The 20,885-nt window shown below is 65.1% G+C and carries 14 protein-coding genes; 9 read left to right on the top strand and 5 right to left on the bottom strand.

Features of this window, described 5'->3' with window-relative positions; all coding sequences use genetic code 11:
• Positions 1-9: 9 nt before the first annotated feature.
• Together ispF and ispD are read right to left on the bottom strand one after the other, a co-directional pair.
• Positions 10-489, bottom strand: a complete 480-nt coding sequence (gene ispF / locus GWC77_RS15280) for a 2-C-methyl-D-erythritol 2,4-cyclodiphosphate synthase (RefSeq protein WP_173258170.1) — start codon at positions 487-489, stop codon at positions 10-12.
• An 86-nt stretch (positions 490-575) separates the two neighbouring features.
• Positions 576-1,286: a 2-C-methyl-D-erythritol 4-phosphate cytidylyltransferase gene (gene ispD / locus GWC77_RS15275; protein ID WP_173258168.1), complete on the bottom strand. Its 711-nt coding sequence runs from the start codon at positions 1,284-1,286 to the stop codon at positions 576-578.
• Positions 1,287-1,455: 169 nt separating this feature from the next.
• On the opposite strand from ispD, the gene mfd reads away from it, so the two are divergent.
• From mfd to GWC77_RS15260, 3 genes are all read left to right on the top strand, one after another.
• On the top strand, positions 1,456-4,932 hold the full coding sequence (mfd, locus tag GWC77_RS15270; protein WP_173258190.1) for a transcription-repair coupling factor: 3,477 nt from the start codon (positions 1,456-1,458) through the stop codon (positions 4,930-4,932).
• Positions 4,933-5,050: 118 nt separating this feature from the next.
• Positions 5,051-6,325: an acetylornithine deacetylase gene (argE, locus tag GWC77_RS15265; RefSeq protein ID WP_173258167.1), complete on the top strand. Its 1,275-nt coding sequence runs from the start codon at positions 5,051-5,053 to the stop codon at positions 6,323-6,325.
• A gap of 38 nt (positions 6,326-6,363) precedes the next feature.
• Positions 6,364-7,383 carry a threonine/serine dehydratase gene (locus GWC77_RS15260; protein WP_173258165.1) on the top strand — a complete coding sequence of 340 codons (1,020 nt, stop codon included), beginning with the start codon at positions 6,364-6,366 and terminating at the stop codon, positions 7,381-7,383.
• A gap of 84 nt (positions 7,384-7,467) precedes the next feature.
• Here the strand turns inward: GWC77_RS15260 and GWC77_RS15255 are convergent, their stop codons facing one another.
• The gene (locus GWC77_RS15255) at positions 7,468-9,951 is read right to left on the bottom strand and encodes a penicillin-binding protein 1A (RefSeq protein WP_173258163.1); all 2,484 of its coding nucleotides are present in this window, start codon (positions 9,949-9,951) and stop codon (positions 7,468-7,470) included.
• Between the two features lie 394 nt (positions 9,952-10,345).
• Between GWC77_RS15255 and GWC77_RS15250 the strand changes: the two genes are divergently transcribed.
• From GWC77_RS15250 to GWC77_RS15235, 4 genes are all read left to right on the top strand, one after another.
• Entirely contained in the window at positions 10,346-10,912 is a 567-nt protein-coding gene (locus GWC77_RS15250) for a hypothetical protein (protein WP_173258161.1), read from the top strand.
• A 267-nt stretch (positions 10,913-11,179) separates the two neighbouring features.
• Positions 11,180-11,860 (top strand): PspA/IM30 family protein, encoded by a 681-nt coding sequence (locus tag GWC77_RS15245; RefSeq protein WP_173258159.1) that lies wholly within the window; start codon positions 11,180-11,182, stop codon positions 11,858-11,860.
• A 171-nt stretch (positions 11,861-12,031) separates the two neighbouring features.
• Entirely contained in the window at positions 12,032-13,189 is a 1,158-nt protein-coding gene (locus GWC77_RS15240) for a tetratricopeptide repeat protein (RefSeq protein WP_173258188.1), read from the top strand.
• 76 nt (positions 13,190-13,265) lie between these two features.
• Positions 13,266-14,747 (top strand): NAD(P)/FAD-dependent oxidoreductase, encoded by a 1,482-nt coding sequence (locus tag GWC77_RS15235; protein WP_173258157.1) that lies wholly within the window; start codon positions 13,266-13,268, stop codon positions 14,745-14,747.
• An 11-nt stretch (positions 14,748-14,758) separates the two neighbouring features.
• On the opposite strand, the gene GWC77_RS15230 is transcribed toward GWC77_RS15235, so the two are convergent.
• Complete coding sequence (locus GWC77_RS15230) at positions 14,759-16,411, bottom strand: methyl-accepting chemotaxis protein (protein ID WP_173258155.1); 1,653 nt, start codon at positions 16,409-16,411, stop codon at positions 14,759-14,761.
• A 392-nt stretch (positions 16,412-16,803) separates the two neighbouring features.
• Here GWC77_RS15230 and GWC77_RS15225 point away from each other — a divergent pair, with 392 nt between their 5' ends.
• Positions 16,804-18,210 (top strand): methyl-accepting chemotaxis protein, encoded by a 1,407-nt coding sequence (locus GWC77_RS15225; RefSeq protein ID WP_173258153.1) that lies wholly within the window; start codon positions 16,804-16,806, stop codon positions 18,208-18,210.
• Between the two features lie 140 nt (positions 18,211-18,350).
• Positions 18,351-18,797, top strand: coding sequence for a large conductance mechanosensitive channel protein MscL (gene mscL / locus GWC77_RS15220; RefSeq protein ID WP_173258152.1), 447 nt, complete (start codon positions 18,351-18,353; stop codon positions 18,795-18,797).
• A gap of 72 nt (positions 18,798-18,869) precedes the next feature.
• Here the strand turns inward: mscL and GWC77_RS15215 are convergent, their stop codons facing one another.
• On the bottom strand, positions 18,870-20,864 hold the full coding sequence (locus GWC77_RS15215; protein ID WP_173258150.1) for a response regulator: 1,995 nt from the start codon (positions 20,862-20,864) through the stop codon (positions 18,870-18,872).
• Positions 20,865-20,885: the final 21 nt, after the last annotated feature.

Genomic DNA, 20,885 nt, shown 5'->3' with positions numbered 1-20,885 from the left:
GAACAGGCGCTAGAGCGCGCGCAGTAAGACGGCCGCCTGCGCCTCTATTCCCTCGCCGCGGCCGAGGTAGCCGAGCTTTTCGTTGGTCTTGGCCTTCACGTTCACGCGTGTGAGCGGCAGGCCCAGATCCTCGGCGATATTGGTTCGCATCGCATCGATATGCGGGGCGAGCTTCGGGGCTTGCGCGATCACCGTGCTATCGACGTTCTGAATCGCAAAGCCGGCTTGCGCGAGCCGTGCGGCGCACTCACGCAGCAGTACGCGGCTGTTGGCGCCGGCAAAGCGTTCGTCGGTGTCCGGAAAATGCCGGCCGATATCGCCCAGCGCCGCCGCCCCGAAAAGCGCGTCGGTGATCGCATGCAGCAGCACGTCGGCATCCGAGTGCCCCAACAGCCCGCGCTCGTATGGCACCGTCACGCCGCCAATCACGAGCCGCCGCCCTGGCACGAGCGCGTGTACGTCGTAGCCTTGTCCGATTCTGTAGTCCATCCGTGCTTCCGGTTTCGATTGAATTAAATAAGTCCGAGTGTCGGCGCCGCTGGCCGCGCGGGCCGCGGCCCTCCTCGAGCGAGCCGTCAGCCGGCCGAGGAATGCCTGAGAATCGCGTCGACGAGCTCGAAGTCCTCAGGGTAAGTCACCTTGAAATTGCGCAGGCTGCCCTGAACGAGCCGCGGCGCGTGGCCGAGCCATTCGATCGCGCTTGCCTCGTCGGTCAAATCATGGCCATCATGCTGCGCGCGTTCGATTGCTTCGCGCAGCATGCCGATGCGAAACATCTGCGGTGTTTGCGCCTGCCACAGCCCGTCGCGCGGCTCCGTGCGCGCAATGTGTCCGCCGCGCTCCGCGTCCATGCGCTTGAGCGTGTCGGCGACCGGCAATGCCATGATGCCCCCGACGGGGTCATCCTTGAGCGCGGCGACGAGCGACCGAATCAACGCGGGCGTGATGCCGGGGCGCGCTGCGTCATGGACGAGCACCCAGTCGTCGTCTGCGGCGCCGAACTCCGCGAGCGCTGCGAGTCCGTTCATCACCGAAGCCTGCCGCGTCGCGCCGCCGCAGCGCCGCACGGCGAAACGCAGGCCGCTGAACCGGCGCGCGTCGAAGTGCGTATCGTCGGGCGCCAGCACGACGAGCGTCTGGGCAAACTCGCTGCAAGCGTCGAAAGCGGCCAGCGTAAAGTGGAGCAGCGGCCGGCCGGCGACCGTGCGGTATTGCTTGGGCATCGGTGCGCCGGAGCGGCTGCCGGTGCCGGCGCAGGGGATCAGGGCAAAAAGACGAGAAGTCAAGGAGCGGGCCGCGGGTCAAAATAAAGGACGGATTTTATAATAGGTGCTTCGCGCGAGGCGGGTCCGATTCGGCCGACCCGGGGCCGTGCTCGCGCTCAACCCCTTCCGGCCCGTGCTGCGTCCGTTTTTTGCGCACGTGCCGTTCATTGAAACGGCCTACATTCCCGTCATGCAGACTGCCGCAACACCCTTTTCGCCGCTTTTACCGTTTCCGCTCGTCAAACCGGGCCAGCGCTTCGCGTTCGATGGGGCGCACGGCTCGGCCGACGCGCTGCTGATCGCCCGATATCTGCAGGCGGCGGGCGCGGCGGTGCCGCTCGTCGCCGTGATCTGCGCGAGCGCCGTCGACGCGCAACGGCTTTCGCAGGAGCTCGCCTGGTTTGCGCCCGGCGCCCGCGTGCGGCGGCTGCCGGACTGGGAGACGCTGCCCTACGACACGTTCTCGCCGCACCAGGATCTCGTTTCGGAGCGCCTGGCGACGCTGCACGACCTCGGCGAGGGCCGTTGCGACGTACTGCTGGTACCCGCCACGACGGCGCTCTACCGGATGCCGCCGGCCTCGTTCCTCGCTGCCTATACGTTCTCTTTCTCGCAAGGGGCCAAGCTCGACGAGGCCAGACTGAAAGCGCAGCTCACGCTCGCGGGCTACGAGCACGTGAGCCAGGTCGTGCGCCCCGGTGAATACTGCGTGCGGGGCTCGCTGATCGACCTCTACCCGATGGGCTCCGCGCTGCCGTACCGGATCGATCTTTTCGACGACCAGGTCGATTCGATCCGGGCATTCGATCCGGACACGCAACGCAGCCTGTATCCCGTGCGCGACGTGCGCCTGCTCCCGGGCCGCGAGTTTCCGTTCGACGAAGCGGCGCGCACCGCGTTTCGTAGCCGCTGGCGCGAGGTATTCGAAGGCGACCCGAGCCGTTCGTCGATTTACAAGGACATTGGCAACGGCGTGCCCTCCGCCGGCATCGAGTACTACTTGCCGCTCTTTTTCGAGCAGACGGCCACCCTCTTCCACTACCTGCCGGCAAACGCCCACCTTGCGTTCGTCGGCGATCTCGAGAACGCCATCCGGCGCTTCACGGCCGACACGAAACAACGCTACGCGTTTTTGTCGCACGACCGCGAGCGGCCGATTCTCGAGCCGCAGCGGCTGTTCCTTTCCGATGAGGATTTCTATACGCTGGCCAAGCCGTTCGCACGTCTGGTCGTGCCCACTGACGGCGGCGGAGGCTGGAGCACGCCGCTGCCGTCGCTGGCCGTCGATCGTCGTGCCGACGATCCGGTCGCCGCGCTGCGCGCCTACCTCGCCACGAGCGGCCGGCGCGTGCTGATCGCCGCGGAGTCGGCCGGCCGCCGCGAAACGATCGCCCAGTTCCTCGCCGAAAACGGCCTCAAGCCGCAAGCGGGCGAGAGCTTGGAGAGCTGGCTGCAAGGCGACGCCGCGTTCGCGCTGGGGGTGGCGCCGCTTTCGAAGGGCTTCGCGCTGCCGGCGGAAGGCTGGGCCATCGTCACCGAGACCGAGCTCTACGGCCCGCTGGCCCGGCGGGCCGGCCGGCGGCGTCAGGAGCAGGCCAGCAACGTCGATTCGATGGTGCGCGACCTCTCCGAGCTCAAGGTGGGCGATCCTGTCGTGCACGCGCAGCATGGCATCGGCCGCTATATGGGACTCGTGACGATGGACCTCGGCGAAGGCGAAACGGAGTTTCTCCATCTCGAGTACGCCGGCGACAGCAAGCTCTACGTCCCCGTCGCGCAACTGCATGTGATTTCCCGCTACAGCGGCGCCGATCCGGACACCGCCCCGCTGCACGCGCTCGGGTCCGGCCAATGGGAGCGAGCCAAGCGCCGCGCGGCGCAGCAGATTCGCGATACGGCCGCCGAGCTGCTCAACCTCTATGCGCGGCGCGCCGCGCGCGAGGGCCATGCCTTCCGGTTCGATCCGCGCGACTACGGCAAATTCGCCGAGAGTTTCGGTTTCGAGGAAACGCCGGATCAGGCCGCCGCGATCGCCGCCGTTATCGGCGACATGACGACGGGGCGTCCGATGGATCGGCTCGTATGCGGCGATGTGGGCTTCGGCAAGACCGAGGTGGCACTGCGGGCCGCGTTCATCGCGGTGATGGCCGGCAAGCAGGTCGCGCTGCTCGCGCCCACCACGCTGCTCGCCGAACAGCACACGCAGACCTTCACCGATCGTTTCGCCGAATGGCCCGTGCGCATTGCGGAGCTCTCGCGCTTCAAGTCGACGAAGGAGGTCAACGCGGCCATCGAGCAGATCAACGACGGTTCGATCGACATCGTCATCGGCACGCACAAGCTGCTGTCGTCGGACGTGCGCTTCAAGCGGCTCGGCCTCGTCATCATCGACGAAGAGCATCGCTTCGGCGTACGGCAAAAGGAGGCGTTGAAGGCGCTGCGCGCCGAGGTCGACGTGCTGACGCTGACCGCCACGCCCATTCCGCGAACACTGGGCATGGCGCTCGAGGGCCTGCGCGACTTTTCCGTCATCGCGACCGCGCCGCAAAAACGGCTGGCGATCAAGACATTCGTGCGGCGAGAGGAAGACAGCGTCATTCGCGAAGCGATGCTGCGCGAGCTCAAACGCGGCGGGCAAGTCTATTTCCTGCACAACGAAGTGGAGACGATCGAAAACCGGCGCGCCATGCTCGAAGCGCTCGTGCCCGAGGCGCGGATCGCGGTGGCGCACGGGCAGATGCATGAACGCGAGCTCGAGCGCGTCATGCGCGACTTCGTCTCTCAGCGGGCCAACGTCCTGCTGTGCACGACCATCATCGAAACCGGCATCGACGTCCCGAGCTCGAACACGATTCTCATTCATCGCGCCGACAAGTTCGGCCTCGCGCAGTTGCATCAATTGCGCGGACGCGTCGGGCGCTCGCACCACCAGGCTTATGCCTATCTGCTCGTGCACGATCCGCAAGGGTTGACGAAGCAGGCGCAGCGCCGCCTCGAAGCCATTCAGCAGATGGAGGAGCTCGGTTCCGGTTTTTATCTGGCGATGCACGATCTCGAGATTCGCGGCACCGGCGAGGTACTGGGCGACAAGCAATCGGGCGAAATCCACGAGATCGGTTTTCAACTGTATTCGGAGATGCTCAGCGACGCCGTCAAAGCGCTCAAGAACGGCCAGGAGCCCGATCTGACCGCGCCGCTCGCGGCAACGACCGAGATCAATCTGCATACGCCCGCCATCCTTCCCGCAGACTATTGCGGCGACGTGCAAGAGCGCCTGTCGATCTACAAACGCCTCGCCAATTGCGAGACCAACGACGCCATCGACGATATCCAGGAAGAACTGATCGACCGCTTCGGCAAGCTGCCGACGCAAGCCCACGCGCTCGTCGAGACGCACCGGCTGCGGCTTGCGGCGAAGCCGCTCGGCGTCTCGAAGATCGATGCGGGCGAAGCCGCGATCAGCCTTCAGTTCGTGCCGAATCCGCCCATCGATGGCATGCGCATCATCGAGATGGTCCATAAAAACAAGCACATCAAGCTGGCGGGACAGGACAAGCTGCGCATCGAGACGCGCAGCCCCGATCTGGCCGTGCGTGTCGCGACCGCCAAGGAGACGCTGCGTGCGCTGGGTGCGCCCGCGCGCCAACCGGCCGCCGCCGCGCGATGAAAAAAAGCATGCCGCGGCGCTCGATTGCGGCACCGCAGCATGCTCTTGTCGCTCGCACTATTTGGGTTGCACGCGGTTTTTCGGTATGATCGGAGGCACTCTCGAGCTGGAGCTTGTCATGTCGCAAGACGCTGAAACGGCGCACCGATCCTCCACGTCCTCTCCCCCCTCGCCGGCTTCGGCCCCCTCCTCCGCTTCACCGGTTCCACTCAGTTTGCAATGGGTCGAACGGCTCGTGTCGATCGATACGACAAGCCGTGTACCGAATATCGAACTGATCGAACTCGTGTGCGAATCGTTGGCGGCACGAGGCATTTCTTCACTGCTGACGCGCGATGCGCGCGGCGAGCGCGGCGAATGGGCCAACCTGTTCGCCACGATCCCCGCGCACGACGGTTCGACGCAAGGTGGCGTCGTGCTGTCCGGCCACACGGACGTCGTGCCCGTCGATGGACAACAGTGGGACAGCGATCCGTTTTCGCCCGAGATACGCGACGGCCGGCTGTACGGCCGCGGCACCTGCGACATGAAGGGCTTCATCGGCGCGGCGCTCGCGCTCGTGCCCGAGATGCAATCGGCACGGCTCGCGAAGCCGATTCACCTGGCTTTCTCGTTCGACGAGGAAATCGGCTGTGCCGGTGCGCCGCTGATGATCGCGGATCTGCAAAAGCGCGGCATCAAGCCGGACGGCTGCATCGTGGGCGAGCCCACCAGCATGCGTCCGATCGTGGCGCACAAAGGCATCAATGCGTATCGCTGCTGCGTGCGCGGTCACGCCGCCCATTCGTCGTTGACGCCCAAAGGCCTCAACGCGATCGAATATGCGGCCCGCCTCATTTGCCACATTCGCGACGTGGCCGACCAAATGCGGCGCGACGGCCCGTTCGATACGAGCTACGACGTGCCGTTCACCACGGCGCAGACGAGCACGATCGAAGGCGGCAATGCGATCAACACGGTGCCGGCCGAGTGCCGCTTCGCCTTCGAGTTTCGCAACCTGCCGACGCTCGATCCGGCCGTCGTATTCGCGCGCATCGAGCGCTACGCGAACGAAACGCTGCTGCCGCAGATGCGGCGCGAGCATCCGAACGCCGCGATCGAGTTCACGCGAATCGCCGCGGCGCCAGGTCTCGACGCCACCGAGCAGGCGGCGATCACGCAGCTCGTGCGCGCGTTGACGGGCGATCGCGATACGCGCAAGGTCGCCTATGGCACGGAGGCGGGGCTGTTCGCGCTGGCCGGCGTGCCGAGCGTCGTCTGCGGGCCGGGCGACATCGAGCAGGCGCACAAGCCGAACGAGTATGTGGAACTCGCGCAGCTCGACGCCTGTGAAAGCTTCTTGCGCAAATTCATTCGCAGCATGTCGATCGATACGCAACAGCAGCAACAGTAGCGCGGGTCCCTCACTTGTCCTTTACGGCGGCTTCGCTCATGTCCACCGCTTCATCGCAGCATACCGACCATACGATCGACGCCGAGCCGGTTCCCACGCTGGACGCCATCGCGTCGCAGCATTTCGCGCTCACGCCTTGGGTCGTGCGAACGCCAGTCTTCGAACGGCATGACTTTCCGACGCTCGAAGGCACGCACATCAATTTCAAATTCGAATTGCTGCAGTCGAGCGGCAGCTTCAAGGTAAGAGGCGCGTTCACGAATCTGCTCGCGCTCGACGCATCGCAGCGCAGCGTCGGCGTGACGTGCGTATCGGGCGGCAATCATGCCGCGGCGGTCGCCTATGCGGCCATGCGGCTCGGTACGAGCGCGAAGGTGGTGATGTTCCGCACGGCGAGTCCCGCGCGCATCGCGCTGTGCAAGCAGTACCGGGCCGAGGTCGTCATGGCCGACTCGCCGGCCGAAGCATTCGATGTCGTGCGCCGAATCGAAGCGGAGGAAGGCCGCTTCTTCGTTCACCCGTTCAATGGCTATCGCACGGTGCTCGGCACGGCAACGCTCGGCTACGAATGGGCGACGCAGACGCCCGATCTCGATGCGGTGATCGTCCCCATCGGCGGCGGCGGGCTGGCGGCCGGCGTCTCGACCGCATTGCGTCTCGCCAATCCGCGCGTGCATGTGTTCGGTGTCGAACCGGAGGGCGCCGACGCCATGTCGCGCAGTTTCGCCGCCAATCACACCGTGAAAATGGGCGCGATGCACACCATCGCCGATTCCCTGATGGCGCCGCACACCGAGCAATATAGCTACGAGCTGTGCCGGCGCCACATCGATCGTATCGTCACCGTCTCGGACGATGAGCTGCGCGCGGCGATGCTTAAGCTGTTCATGCAGCTCAAGCTGGCTGTCGAGCCTGCATGCGCCGCGGCAACGGCGGCGCTCTTGGGGCCGCTGCGCGAAACCCTGCAAGGCAAGCGCGTCGGCGTCATCTTGTGCGGGACGAATACCGACCCGGTCACGTTGTCCGCCCATCTGGAACGGGCGCGCGCGTCGGCTTAGCGGGCCTCCCGGGCCATTCCGGTAATCGATCGCGCGAGGCGGATGCGAGGAGCCGCCCATCGCATCCGGCGCGAGAGCGGCCGCTCAGGGCCGGTTGTCATTGAACAGATTGAGAATCTGTCTCTTCTCCTGCGACGATACATTGGGCGGCGGCGCCGCAGGCGCTGCGAGCCCCGCCGGTCCGATGCTGCCGACGGCTTCACTTGCACCGGCGCCAGCCAGCGCGGTGCCCGATTCGGCGCCTGTGCCAATGCTCGCGACGAAGCCATTGCCCGGCGTCATGTCCGCGTAGTAAAGCTCGCCGCCGATCGTCGTCACACCTTCGGGCATCGGCATTTGCACCTGCGGTACGCCCCTCAGCGCATGGCCCATATAGTCGACCCAGATCGGCAAAGCGAGCTGCGCACCGAATTCGCGGCTGCCGAGACTCTTCGGTTGGTCGTAGCCCATCCAGGCCACCGCGACCAGCGTCGGCTGGTAACCCGCGAACCATCCGTCTTTCGCGTCGTTCGTCGTACCGGTTTTGCCGGAGAGGTCCGAGCGATGCAAGACGTTCGTGCCCGCACCGGTACCTGCCGTTGCCACCGAATGCAGCAGAGAGTTCATGATGAAGGCGTTGGCCGCGCTGATCGTACGCGGCGCGTCCCGCCCTGCCACGATCGGCTGCGCCTTGGAGATCGGCTGACCGTGCGCATCGTCGACTTCGGCGATCAGATAAGGATTGACGCGATAGCCGCCGTTCGCGAACACCGCATAGGCCGCGGCCGACTGCAGCGGCGTGACGAGCCCCGCGCCCAGCGCCATCGGCAAGTAAGGAGGTGTCTTGTCCGCGTCGAAACCGAAGCGCTGCGTCACATAATCCTGCGCATACTTGGTACCGATATAGGAAAGAATCCGGATCGAGACGAGGTTCTTCGATTTCTCGAGCGCCACGCGCATCGGCATCGGGCCGTCGGGCTGATCGTCGTCCTTCGGCTCCCACGCCTCCCCGCCCGGCGTGCTCGGGGGGAAGTAAAGCGGCGCATCGTTGATGATCGTCGCTGGGCCGAGGCCCTTTTCGAGCGACGCCGAATAGATGAACGGCTTGAAGCTCGAACCGGGCTGACGCCAGGCTTGCGTCACGTGATTGAACTTGTTCTTGTTGAAGTCGAACCCGCCGACGAGCGCACGGAGCGCGCCGTCTTGCGGCGAGAGCGAGACCAGCGCGCCTTCCACCTGCGGCAACTGCGTGATCTGCCAGTTGCCCTTCGCATCGGGCATCAACCGGACGATCGAGCCCGGCTTGATCCGCTGCGCCGCGCTGGCGCGCGCGCTCAGGGCCGTCGCGGCGAAACGCAGCCCTTCGCCGCTTACGTTGGCCGTATTGCCATCGACGAATTGCACGGTTAGCTGCTTCGGGCTCGCTGCGGTGACGACACCGGCCACCAGTTCGCCGTCGTCCGGATGATCGGCGAGCGCGTCGTCGATTGCCTCGTCGCGCTCGTCGTGGCCGGCCGGCAACTCGACGAAGCCTTCCGGCCCGCGATAGCCGTGCCGGCGCTCGTAGTCCATGACACCCTTGCGCACGGCGCGGTAAGCCGCGTCCTGATACGCCGAGTCGAGGGTCGTCACGACCGACAAGCCGCGGGTGTACGTTTCATCCTTGTATTGCGCGTACATCATCTGTCGCACCATCTCGGCGACATACTCCGCATGCACGCTGTATTCGTTGCCGGACGCCTTCGTGTGGATGTCTTCCTTGATGGCCTGATCGTATTGCGCCTGCGTGATGTAGCGCAGATCGAGCATCCGCTTGAGGATGTACTCCTGCCGGATCTTCGCGCGCTTCGGATTGACGATCGGATTGTATGCCGAGGGCGCCTTGGGCAGCCCGGCGAGCATCGCCGCCTGAGCCAGCGTGATGTCCTTGAGATCCTTGCCGAAATACACCCGGGCGGCCGCCGCGAAGCCATACGCGCGTTCGCCCAGATAGATCTGGTTCATGTAGAGTTCGAGGATCTGATCTTTCGTCAGCGCGCGCTCGATCTTGTATGCGAGCATCATTTCGTAAATCTTGCGCGTGTAGGTCTTCTCGCTCGAGAGGAAGAAGTTGCGCGCCACCTGCATCGTGATCGTACTGGCGCCTTGCGATGCGCCGCCATGGAGGATATCCGCCATGCCGGCACGCAGGATGCCGAGGAAATCCACGCCTCCGTGCTCGTAGAAGCGATAGTCCTCGATCGCGAGCACGGCTTTTTTCATCGAATCGGGAATATCGGCGAAACGCACGAGAGAGCGCCGCTCCTCGCCGAACTCGCCGATCAGCACATGGTCGGCCGTATAGACGCGCAATGGCACCTTCGGGCGATAGTCGGTCAGCGCATCGAGCGACGGCAATTGCGGCGCCATCACGATCAATGCATAGCCGATGATCAGCGCGAAGACGACGGCAATGGTTGCGACGAGGCCGCCCAATGTCAGCAGCAGGCTGCTGCCGAACGAACCGTGCTGGCGTTCGGGACTCACTCGGGAAGGTTGTCGGCCGTCGGCCGGAGACTCGGAGGATCGGGGTCGTTTAATGATAGGCATGACGCATGGTCAGCGCGGCTTGCCGCGCCGTTGCGCGCTCGCCCGCCGGGCGGCGCTCGAAGTCGTAATTATAACGGTGCCGCGACTGGCCAAGCCCGCGCCCCGGCGACGCAACAGCGCATTTTAATGAAATCGCCTGGCCGGCAACGAAGTTTTTTTGTAAGAATTCCCCACGTTGGCTGGCGCACAGCGGCCGTCCAGTTATCAACAGAAAATGTTGAAAGGCCTGTGGACAAGCCGCCTACAAGCGACTCAAGTCCTTGATCGGACACTCATTATGCGCAGCGCGCACATTTTGCGGCAGCGGCCGGCATTCTATGATGGAGAGCCGACCGTCGTTCCGGGCCGAGGCCACCGATCGGCCTTTCCGTCTCCTTACGCCAGAGAGCCGACCATGAATCAGAGCAGCGAACGTATCGCCGTCTTCGTGACACCGGCGCAAAAGCGCGCACTGGCGACCAAGGCACAAAGCCTTGGTATCAGCATCAGCGAACTCGTGCGCCGCGCTGTGCTCGCTTTCGAGGAAACGGCCGACGACGTGCGTGCGGCGCGGATCGTGGATAGCTGGAGCGCGCCGTCCGCTCCCGATTCGCTCAATGAAACGCTTCGGCGCATCGCCGATGCGGCGCCCGCGCGGGAATCGGCCACGCAGCATCGGATTTCGCCGTGCGAGCCGTCCGCCGACACGCCGGCCGCGTCCGCGGCCATGGGGGCCGGCGGCGAACCGGACGAAGCCGCCGCCGTACCGCTTGGGCCGCTCCCCGTTGCGGCGGCCGTCGCGCAAGCGCTTGCCTGCCAGCCGGTCGAGGAGGCTCGTACGGAAGACAGCGAACCGCCTCCCGCACTCGATCTCGAAACGGTCACGCGTCTGACGTCGCGCTGGTCCGAAACATCCGCCGATGACCCGGCCGACAGCCCCTCGCGACGCACGCGCAAGCGTTTTACGCCGCGTCCGGCCTAAAGGCGGGCGCATACCCCGCCGCGGCCTGATACAAGCCGCGTTTTCGCGCCGTGTTTAAGCGAGGCTTAACGATCCCTTGTTGTAATATCCGCCAGCGGACGAGGGGTCGGACGGCGCGCGTCACGCGTGCGCTCTTGCAAAGCCGCCACGCGCCCCGATATCCGCTGCGCACGCTTGCCGCCGCGGCCCGGCAACGCGGCGTAAAGTAGAGGATGAACCGGACACCCGTATCTTTCGTTCGGCGCCGAGTCAACTGAGGAGATCTACATGTCGCTATTCGACACTATTTCGCGCACCGTCAAGGGGCTCTTGAATGACGCGGCTGAATCCGTACAGGATCCGTCGCGCGATGCGCGTCAAATCGTGCGCGAGCTCGACGACAGCATCGCCAAAGCCGAGAATTCGCTGATCGAAATCGAAGCGCAGGTCGCCACGCAACAAAGCAAGCGCGATGCGGCCGCCGAAAAGGCCCGCAAGTATGAAGACGGCGCAAAACGCGCGCTGCAATCGGGCAACGAAGACCTTGCGCGCGAAGCGCTAGCGGCGCAGGCCACCGCGGAAGCCGAGCGCGATGCGCTGGCACGCGAGCTTGCCACGCTGGAGCCGTCGGTCGAGCAATTGAAAAGCCAGATTGCCGACATGCGCGGGCGCCGCAACGATCTGAACTCTCGTTCGAACATCCTGCAGGCGAAGCAGCAGATCGCCCAGGCCAAGGACACCGCCGCGACGGCATTGGGCGGTATTGGCGGCAAGAACCTGTCCGAGGACTTCAATAAACTCGAAGAGAAAGTCGCGCTCTCGAATGCACGCTCGGATGCGCGCCTCAATTCGGCGGACGTCTCGAGCGGCAAGGCTCTCGAGGACAAACTCGCGGCCCTCGACAAAGGTCCGTCTGTCGACGAGCGGCTGGCCGCGCTGAAGAAGCAGTTGAACGCGCCGGCGCAATAAAAACGCGCGGTGCTCAGGACCGATATGGCAAACATCAGGGTCTGTTTAGATATGCAAACAGACCCTGGTGGCAAACGAGCCGCCGTCGCACGCGCTTCGCGGAAATGGCGCCCGTCGCATCGGTATCGGACCCATGGCATGGAGACGGGCGCACTGCGCCCGGTTGAGCTCATGAAGAAATATGTCGCAGTCGTGGCAGCGGTACTAGCACTGACCGCGAGTGCCGCATTCGCCGCCGTACCGAGCGCGCAGCAAGTCGAGCGCGCGATGGCGCAAGGTAACTGGCAGCAGGCCGAGACCGAGCTCACGCAGGTCCTGCAAGCCCATCCGAACAATGCCCACGCCCACTACCTGTACGGACAAGTGCTCGCCCGCGAGGGCCGCTACGCCGATGGGCTCGCACAGATCGAGCAGGCCAAGACACTCGATCCGCAGCTGAAGTTCACGGACCCGGCACGCTTCGCGCAAGTCGAGGCACGCGTGCGCGCGGCTGCAAACCGTGCCAACGCGACGATTCCACCATCCGCACCCGCGCAACACGCGGCGGCCAACACCTTCGCGCCGGCGCAAGCAGTACCGGGCGCCCTCGCCCACCGCGGACCGTCCATGGGAATGTGGATTGGCATCGTACTGCTCGTCGTCATGATTGCGCTCGTGCTGCGCTGGACGTTGCGCCGCGCGCGCACGACCGAAGACGGCCGCGCCGACGAAGAGCGTCGCGCGCAATTGAAGCGGGCCACCGAACTCCTCAATGCGGCACGCTCGTTGAAGCTCGATACGCGGCTTTCAGCCACGCCGGGGCATGAGGCGCTGGCAAGCGAAGTCGAAGGTGCCGAAACCCAATTGCGCGAACTCGTCGAGACGCTGTCGAGCGGTAAGAACCCCGTCCCGGCCTATCGGCTCGACGAGTTCGATCGTCAGCTGGAAAGCTTGAAAGCGCGCGCCGAAGGCCGGCCCGATCCCCATGCGGCACCGGCCGCCGGCGCACCGGCGTCGCCCTATGCGCAGGAGGCCGAGCGCCTTCAGCAACAGGCACCGCAGCAACCGGTGCAGCAACAGCCGACCGTCGTGGTCCAGCAAGGCGGCGGCTTCGGCGGCGGAATGGGCGGCTTGCTGACGGGCGTGCTGCTTGGCGAAGCACTGTCGCACGGGCGCGACCGTGTGATCGAACGCGATGTCTATGTCGACGATGACGAAGCGCGCCGTCGCGCAGCCGGGGGCGACAACGGCGGTGTCGACTTCGGTCAAGGCTCGAACGACTGGAACGACGGTGGCGGCGTCGATTATGGCAGCAACGATTCGGGCGGCGGCGACTGGAACGACAGTTGAGCGCGCGCATCGCACTGGGCCCGCTGCAATCGGCAGAGGCTCCCCACGCGGGAGCCTCTGCCGTTGGGCACTGACGATGCCGGCCGCACGGCCTGCGGGGACGCCTCGCATCGCAATCGTCGGAAGCGGTTTCGCCGGCATCGGCATGGCCATCTGCTTGAAACGCATGGGCATCGCCTCGTTCGCGATCTACGAAGCCGCCCACGACGTCGGCGGCACGTGGCGGGACAATGTCTATCCGGGCGCCGCGTGCGACATTCCCTCCCATCTCTATTCGTTTTCGTTCGAGCCCAATCCATCCTGGACCCGCACGTTTGCTTCGCAGTCCGAAATTCTCGCGTACTTGCAGCACTGTGCCGACAAGTACGGCCTCGCGCCATTCATCCGCTTCGGCGCGCGCGTGAGCGCGGCCCGCTTCGATGACGCCACGCGCGTCTGGCAGCTCGACATCGTACGCGGCGGCTCGCGCGAGCGCGTCGAAGCCGATATCGTCATCGCGGCCAACGGTGCACTGTCGCGGCCGGCGCTACCGGCCATTCCGGGCATCGAGCGCTTCGCGGGCAAGCTCTTTCACTCGGCGGCGTGGGACCACGACTATGCGCTCGAAGGTAAAACGGTTGCCGTGATCGGGACCGGTGCGAGCGCGATACAGTTCGTGCCGCGCATCCAGCCGCGCGTCGCGCAGCTTCACCTGTTTCAGCGCACGCCGCCTTGGATCATGCCCCGACCGGATCGACCGATCAGCGAGCGCGCACAGCGGCTCTTCCGGCGTTTCCCGATGTCGCAACGTCTATTGCGCCATGCACTTTATTGGCAGCATGAAGCCAGAGCCGTCGCGTTCGTCTCCCATCCGCGATTGATGAAGGGGCCCACGGCATTCAGCCTCGCCTATCTGGCCCGACGGGTCCCCGACGCCCATTTGCGCGAGAAGCTGACACCGGATTACCGGTTCGGCTGCAAGCGTGTACTGCTTTCGAGCGATTACTATCCGGCGCTCGCGCAGCCGAACGTCGAACTCGTGACGACCGCCATCGGCGAGATCGCCACCGACGGCATCGTCACGACGGACGGCAGGCATCGCGCGGTCGACGCGATCGTCTGCGCAACGGGCTTTCAGGTCAACGATGTGGGAGCGCCCTTTACGGTCATCGGCGCGAACGGGGCCGATCTCGATGCGCGTTGGCGCCGCGACGGCCCCGAAGCCTATCTCGGCACGAGTGTGGCCGGCTTTCCGAATTTTTTCATGATCGTCGGCCCCAACACGGGGCTCGGCCACAACTCGATGGTTTATATGATCGAGTCGCAGATCGACTACATCGCCGATTGTCTGCGCACGCTCGCTCGCCGCGGCGCCCGAACGATGACGGTGACGGATGCCGCGCAGCGCGCGTTCAACGAGCGCCTGCAGCACACGCTGCATCGTTCGGTTTGGCAGACCGGATGCCGCAGCTGGTATCTGAGCGCCAGCGGAAAAAATACCGCGCTGTGGCCCGGCCTCTCGTTCGTTTTCAAACACCGCACGCGGCGCGTGCGGGTCCGCGATTACTCGTTCGCGTGACCCGCTGTGCGTCAGACCGGCAATGCGGCAGCCGCGGCAGGCTCGCGCCGTGTGTGTGATGCCGGCGCATGAGCGACGGCCGCGCGTGCATTCCCGGTGGCGGCAGCGCCCGCATGCGCGTCGACACGAAACGCGGCGACGGCAGCTTCGAGTTGTGCCGCTTGCTCTTCGAGCGACGCCGCCGCGGCGGCGGCTTCTTCGACGAGTGCCGCGTTTTGCTGCGTCACCGTGTCCATCTGCATGACAGCCTGGCCGATCTGATCGATGCCGCTGGATTGCTCGACCGAAGCCGTGCTGATCTTGCCGATGATATCGGTCACGCGCTGCACGGCGCTCACGACTTCCTGCATCGTCGTACCGGCGCGCGCAACGAGGGTCGTGCCCGCCTGCACCTTGTCGGCCGACTGCGCGATCAACGCCTTGATCTCCTTGGCGGCGCTCGCGCTGCGCTGCGCGAGAGAGCGCACTTCCCCGGCCACCACGGCGAAGCCCCGCCCTTGCTCGCCCGCGCGTGCCGCCTCGACGGCGGCGTTGAGCGCAAGAATGTTCGTCTGGAAAGCGATCCCCTCGATCACGCCGCTGATGTCGCCGATCTGATTCGAACTCGATGCGATGTCTTCCATCGTCCGCACGACATCGCCGACCACCTCGCCGCCGCGCGTTGCCGTGAGCGATGCTTCGTCGGCGAGCGCATTGGCTTCGCGCGCATGATCCGCGTTCTGCCTGACCGTCGCGGTCAGCTCTTCCATGTTCGAGGCCGTCTGCTGTAGCGAAGACGCCTGTTCCTCGGTGCGCTGCGAGAGGTCGGCATTGCCTGACGCGATCTCGCGCGCGCCGTGCATGATGGCCTCGGAGCCGCTGCGCACCCGGCCCACGGTCGAGGCCAACGCAGTCTGCATCTGCTTGAGCGCCGTCACGAGGCGCCCCATTTCGTTGTTGCGGCTCGTATCGATCGCACCGGTCAGGTCGCCCGCGGCAATCCGCTCGAAGTGACGAATGACGCTGTCGATCGGCCGTACGACCGCCGCGACGAGCGCCGTACGCGCGATGATGCCGATGACGAAGGCAACGACCGCCATTGCGGCGGCGGCGAGCGCCAGCGCGTGGAACGCCTGCTGCGCGCGATCGTAGCGCGCCTGCTGATGCCGGACCTGCAACGCTTCGAGCGCCGTGATCGCGGCATCGTAGCGCGCGTAGAGCTGATTGGCCGTGCGTCCCTGGATATTGCGGAATGCGTTGAAATCGTTGTCCGTCAATGCCTTGAACTCGGGCTCGATGCCCTGGTCGATGAGCGCCTTGCGGGCCTCGCCGACGTTGTTAGCCAGCGTGGTTTCTTCGGCGTCGCGCGGTTTGCGCAGATACTCGGTCCATTCCGTGTCGCTCTGCTTGAGCACGTCATGCGCTTTCGGCAGCATGTCGTCCGAGGCCTCGCCCATCGCAAACAGCGTCTCGTAGCTGGCCAGCGCCAGCCGCAGTTGCAGCATGCGCTCGGAACTCGTTTTCAGATGCGTGAGCGCCGCCGTATCGGTCGCATACATCTGGCGAAGCGCATCGTTGCTCTGATTCAGCCCGAGCATCGCCACTACCATCGTTGCAATGAGGGCGAGCGTGTAACCCGCGATCGTGAGCGTCAGCCCGCCGCGTATCGTCAAGCGATTGAACATGATATCGGCATGCGCGCCGCAAAAGGAACGCGCACGGTTTCTCCCGTAATGTGTGACGCGCGCACGAATGGGCTCTCTGACGGAGCGTGGGAACTAGCCCGGGGCTGCTGCGAGCGGTCTCATCGGGCGCGTCGTGCGTGCAAAGCCGCCGCTCAATCTAAAGACTTGTCCACGCACGCGCAATGGCGGAAATTCACTACTCCGCAAACCTCAAGTCGGAACGCTGCCGCGCCGTAAACACATGGGTCGAGCATGCGGCGGCCGTGTCGTTCGCGACGCCCTCGGTGCACGCCCGCGTAAGGCCTGCGTAAGCCCGCTTCGATAGAACTGATTCGCGCCGGCGTCGGCCGGGAAGAAAAACGATCGGAGCCGAGCTCCGTCAGGAGACCTTCATGATGCGCTTCGTCAAGCGCCGGCCCCGCTTTACGCACTCGCTCGTCGGCGATATCGCCGAGCACGCGGGCAAGCTCGGCGTCGAAATCTGCGATGTATCCGGCCACGTCGAAGAGGTCGCCAACCGCGTCGCGACCCAGGCGCACGTGTGCCGGCAGTTGCGCGAGTCCGCCGCCGTGACGATGGCCGGCAACCACCGTATCGCCGAAGCGGCGCGCCAGGTGCGTGTCGTCAGCGCCGAAGCCTCGCAAGCCGTCGACGAATCGCGCGCCACGCTCGACGCATCGCTCGAGGATATTCATGGGCTCGTGCAAGGGGTAACGGGCATCGCCACGCAGATCGACGCGTTGCGCGAGGCGCTCGCTCATGTCAGCAGCGTTTCGGAAGAGATTTCGCTCATTGCCCGGCAAACGCATCTGCTCGCGATCAACGCGGCGATCGAAGCGGCGCGCGCGGGCGAATCGGGCAAGAGCTTCGCCGTCGTAGCCGCCGAGGTCAAAAACCTCTCGAGCAAGACGGCTCAAGCGACGTCCCAGATCGAAGCCACGCTCGCGCGCCTGACCTCACAGACCGAGCAATTGATCGCCGACGGCACCGAGAACACCGCACGCGCCAATCGCGTGAAGGACGGTACGCGCACGATCGGCGAAATCGTCGCGTCCACCGGCAATGCGGTCACGAAACTGCACGGCGAAGCCGAAGAGATCGCGACGCTCACGACCGAAATCGAAACGCAGTGCCATACGCTCGAACAGGCGGTCGCCGCCATCGCGAACGACGTCGAGCAATCGGGCGAGAACTTCCTTCAAGCGAAAGACCGCCTTTCCAACCTCGTCAGCGTCTCGGAGACGCTGATCGAACTGACCGCCGCAACGGGCGTCGAGACGCCCGATACGCGTTTCATCGAGGCCGTGCAGCGCACTGCCGCGGCGATCGGCAAGGCGTTCGAGGCCGCCATCGCGCGCGGCGATATCCGGCTCGAGGACCTCTTCGACGCCAACTATGTCCCGATCCCGGGTTCCGATCCGCAGCAGTTCATGACGCGCTTCACGCACTTCACCGATCGGGTGTTGCCGGCGTTCCAGGAGCCGCTGCTCGCGCTCGACGACCGGGTGGCGTTTTGCGCTGCCGTCGACGTCCGAGGCTATCTGCCGACGCATAACAAGAAGTTTTCCGAGCCGCAGCGTCCGGGCGAGCCCGCCTGGAACGCCGCGCACTGTCGCAATCGCAGGATTTTCAACGACCGAACGGGACTCGCTTGCGCAACGCATACGAAACCGTTCCTGCTACAGACCTACCGCCGCGACATGGGCGGCGGCCAGTTCGTGACGATGAAAGACGCATCGGCACCGATCTTCGTCGCAGCACGGCATTGGGGCGGGCTGCGCCTCGCCTATCGGATCTGAGCACGCACGGCGAGATCGGCGACGGCTAAAGACGCGCCGCGCACCGAACGAAAAAACGCGCGCTCGGCCCGCCCGTTGCTATCATGGCCGCGGGCGCCAACATTCATTGCCGCGCGCCCTTCACAAGGAGGGAAGAAAACATGAGCATCGTGAAGGAGTTCAAGGAATTCGCCGTCAAGGGCAATGTGATGGATCTCGCGATCGGCGTCATCATCGGGGGCGCCTTCTCGACGATCGTCAATTCGATCGTCAAGGATCTGATCATGCCGCTCGTGGGCGTGGCAACGGGCGGGCTCGATTTCTCGAACAAATTCATTCGCCTGGGCGACATCCCTCCCTCGTTCAAGGGCAACCCCGATTCGTTCAAGGATCTGCAGACGGCAGGCGTCGCCGTATTCGGTTACGGCTCGTTCATCACCGTGGTCATCAACTTCCTGATCCTGGCGATCATCGTTTTCGGAATGGTCAAGTTCATCAACAAGCTACGCCAACTCGAAGCCGCAGAGCCCGCCGCGCCGGCGGAGCCGCCCCCCCCGCCCGAAGAGATCGTACTGCTGCGCGAGATTCGCGATTCGCTCAAGCGCTGAGCGGCCGAGCGCTCGGAGGCCGATCGCGGGCGACGCGCGAAGAACGTCTTGTACACGCAGTCGGGCGTCGCCTCACCCCACCGCCGCGCGCGGGCCACCATCCCCGCCGGCTTTTTCCGCCGCGGTGCGCTGGATGAGCTCTTCGAGCTGAGCGAAATTGACGGGTTTCGTGAGGTGCGAAGTGAACCCAGCCGCCAGACAGCGCCGCACATCCTCGTCCGTGCCAAAGCCCGTCAGCGCGACGGCCGGGACTTGCGAGCGCTGACGGAAAGCACCGATGAAATCGATTCCCGTGCCATCGGGCAAGCCGATGTCGCTGACGATGAGGTCGAACGAAGACCCCTGCGACGCGGACAGCGCGCTTGCCACTGAGGACGCGACCGTCACCTCATGGCCGAGCCCGCGCATCAGCTGCGCCATGACTTCTGCCGTATCGGCGTGATCCTCGACGAGCAGTATCGCCAACCGCTCGTCGGCGCCGCCCGCGGCGGCGTCGGTCACTTCGGGCGTCGCGGCGGGCGCGTCAACGGTCGGCAGCGCAATCGTGAAGGTCGCACCGCAATGCGGCCCGGGGCTGTGGGCGCTGACAGTGCCGCCATGAGCGTCGGTCAGCGCCTTGGTGATGGCCAGCCCCAGACCCAACCCGCCGAACTGCTGGGTCATCCGTTGACTGCCCTGTTCGAACGCATTGAAAAGCTTGCCGATCTGATCGGGCGCAATGCCGATCCCCGTATCCTCGATCGAGATTTCGATCTGCATGCGCGCATCGCGCGTGCGCACATAGATATGGCCGCCGTCCGGCGTGAACTTCGCCGCGTTGCGTACGAGATTCCAGAGCATCTGCTGCAGCCGGGCACGATCCGCCAGCACATAGCGGTTGGTCGCCATTTTTTCGACATTGACGTCGAGCTGTTTGACCTGGATCTCGCTGTGAAAGAGTTCGAGCACACTGTCGATCACTTCGTGTACGTCGACCGCTTCGAGCGAAAGGCGCAATTTTCCGTTGGCAACGCGCGTGAGATCGAGGAGGTCGTCGATGAGCCGTGCCTCCAGTTCGATGTTGCGCCGGATCATCTTGACGGTTGCTTGCGCGGCATCGGGCAGGCCTGGCATCACTTCGAGCACGCGCGTCCCCGCCAGCACCGGGGTCAACGGCGTGCGCAGCTCGTGCGAGAGCATGGCGAGAAAACGATCCTTCGCGCGATTCGCTTCCTCGGCCGTTTGGCGCGCGCTTTGTTCGGCAGCGAGCAAGCGCTCGCGCTCGTCGATCGCCTCGCGTTGCGATTGGATGTCTGTACAGCTCGCGAACCATTTGGCGATGCCGCCACTTGCGTCGCGCACCGGTGCGATGCGCATGTCGAACCAGCGGTAGCTGCCATCGCTGCCCCGAATGCGCAGCTCGTGCCGATGATCGGCCGCATCGCCTCGGACCGCGTCGAGCCAGTTGCGGCGCAGCGCTTCCCGATCGTCTGGATGCACCGCGTCGAGCCAGCCGAGGCCTCGCGACGCCGCCTCGTCGAGCCCGGTATAGGCGTACCACTGTTTGGAGAAGAAATCGCACTCGCCGCGCGAGTTGCTCGTGAAAACGAGGTGCGGCAAGGTCTCCGACAGACTCCGGTAATGTGCCTCGCGGTCGCGCAGCAGCAGGGCCTCTGCCGACGCACGCTGCAGGCGAACCTGTGCGAGCACGCGTTCGACGGCTTCCGGCAGATAGTCGAGGTAGCCTTCCGACTTCGGCACCACGTCCGATATGCCGGCGCGCAGTGCCTCGATGACCCGCGATTCGTCGGTGAACCCGGTAACGAGGATGGCCGGCAGCGCGATGCCCTCCCGCCGCAGCCGGCGAAAGAAATCCAGCCCCGTTTCGGCGCACTCGAGTTGATAGTCGAGCACGAGCAGATCGGGCCGGTCGCCCTCGATGCTCGCGCGCGCCGCCACGACGTTCGAACTCGAAAACACGCGACAACCCGCGCGCTCGAGTGATTTTCGCGCGAGGCGCAAGATGCCCTCGTCGTCGTCGACGACGAGCACGCGGGCAGTTGCCGGGCCAGGCGCGGCGTCGTTCATACGGGTGTTCGCCTCTCGGTT

Origin of the sequence: Paraburkholderia sp. NMBU_R16, from assembly GCF_013282575.1 — a bacterium.
GTDB lineage: Bacteria > Pseudomonadota > Gammaproteobacteria > Burkholderiales > Burkholderiaceae > Trinickia.
The sequence above is the reverse complement of the archived record's forward strand: the minus strand, read 5'-3'. Positions and strand labels throughout refer to the sequence as shown.